The 1889-nt window shown below is 48.0% G+C and carries 2 protein-coding genes; both read left to right on the forward strand.

What is annotated here, in order from left to right:
- Positions 1–301 (forward strand): phage terminase small subunit P27 family (locus CD000_RS18655; RefSeq protein WP_198962479.1); only part of this gene is annotated, 301 nt, incomplete at its 5' end.
- Positions 298–1889: terminase large subunit (locus CD000_RS03335; RefSeq protein WP_143425271.1), on the forward strand; the 1592-nt coding region annotated here is incomplete at its 3' end. The genes CD000_RS18655 and CD000_RS03335, both read left to right, overlap by 4 nt.

Consider the following 1889-nt stretch of genomic DNA (forward strand, 5'->3'; position numbering starts at 1 on the left):
CGGGCTGGTCACGAACGTCGATGTAAATGCTCTTGCCTTGTACTGTGACGCCTATGCTAACTACGTTAAGTGCTCGCAGATTATTGAGGAAGAGGGGCTGATGGTGGAGTATACGAACAAGGCGGCTGAAACGAACAAGGTGCCTCACCCTCTCCTCACGAAGAAAAAGCAGTTGCACGAGCAAATGAAATCGCTGGCCGTTGAATTTGGATTGACGCCAAGCTCTCGGGCAAAACTTGCTTTACCAAAGGAAGAACCAAAGCAGCCGACTCCGTTTGAACAGGAGTTTGGCGAAGTATGAGTCTGAAGCAATGGCTTATTGATTACTCACATGACGTCATTGATGGTCGTGTGATTGCCTGTCAGAAACATAAATGGGCGTGCATGCGGTTCTTAAGAGATATTGAACGCGAGGGAACAGAAGATTTCCCTTACATTTTTAGTGAAACGAAAGCGATGCGCTTCCTCAAGTGGATGACGCTTTTTAAACATACAAAAGGAGTCTTGAAAGGGCAGCATATTCGACCTCACGAAATCCAAGTGTTTGTGTTCGGCAATATCTATGGCTGGGTGCATAAGGACACGGACTATCGGCGTTTTAAAAAGGCATATTGGCAGGTAGGAAGGAAAAACGCCAAGTCGCAAAGCTTGGCTTGTGTAGCCTCCTATGAGGCGATGGCGTTCGGAGAAAATATGTCAGAGGTGTACATTGGCGCGACGAAAACGGAGCAGGCGAGAATTGTATGGAAAGAAACAGAGGCGATGCTGGCCGGCTGCCCGGAATTGAAAGGGAAATATGAAGTGAAATACGGGGCGATCCATCACCTGAAAAGTCGGTCTATTATTCGGCCACTGTCCAAAGAGGACCGGAAGACCGGCGACGGTTTGAACCCTCAATGCGGCATTATTGACGAGTATCACGCCCATGAGACAGACGAGATTTACAACATTATCGACTCCGGCATGATCGCCAGGGCGCAGCCATTGCTGATGATCATTACGACGGCCGGCGCAAACTTGAACAATCCGTGCTATCGAAGTGAATATCAGTATGTTTCAAAGCTATTAGATCCGAACAGCCCCGTTGAGAACGACCAATATTTCGCGATGGTCAACGAACTGGATAAAGACGAGGACGGAAATTTGATTGACGACATTAAGGATGAAAAAGCATGGCTGAAAGCGAACCCGATTGCGGCTTCCTATCCGGAAGGGATTGAAAATATTCGTGCCAAACTCAAAGAAGCGCTTGAAAAACCGGACAAAATGGATGATTTTTTAACGAAAAACATGAATGTCTGGATCAACAAGCGGGAGCAAGCCTACATCTCGGCCGAACGCTGGGCGGCCTGCGGCGTGGAAAACCTGCCGGACATCAGTGGATTGGATGCGTATGTAGGCGTTGACTTGTCGGCCACGACCGACTTAACGAGCGTTTCTATCGAAATCCCTTTGAATGACGGCAAATTTGTCGTCTTGTCCCACTCGTTCATACCGGAAGAAAAGCTCGATGAGCGGGTCAAGACTGATAAAATGCCGTTCGATCAATGGGTTCGTCAAGGTTGGATCACCGCCACACCAGGAGCGGTCGTCGATTATACGTTTGTGCGCGAATATATCAAGTCAATTGAGCCGACATACGGCGTTTTGGTGAAGGAAATTTGCTATGACAAGTACAACGCGCGGCATTTGATGCAAGAGCTTGAGGCGGATGGCTTCACAACAGTAGAAATTCCGCAGGGGATTCGTTATTTGACGGAGCCGACGAAAAATTTCCGGACAAAAGTGTTTGAAAAGAAAATCATTCATAACAAAAACCCTGTTTTAGCGTGGGCGGTTGGCAACGCGGTGACACGAAAAGACGCCCAGGAGAACATTATGCTGGATAA

This window comes from Geobacillus sp. FJAT-46040 (genome assembly GCF_002335725.1).
GTDB classification, from domain to species: domain Bacteria; phylum Bacillota; class Bacilli; order Bacillales; family Anoxybacillaceae; genus Geobacillus; species Geobacillus thermoleovorans.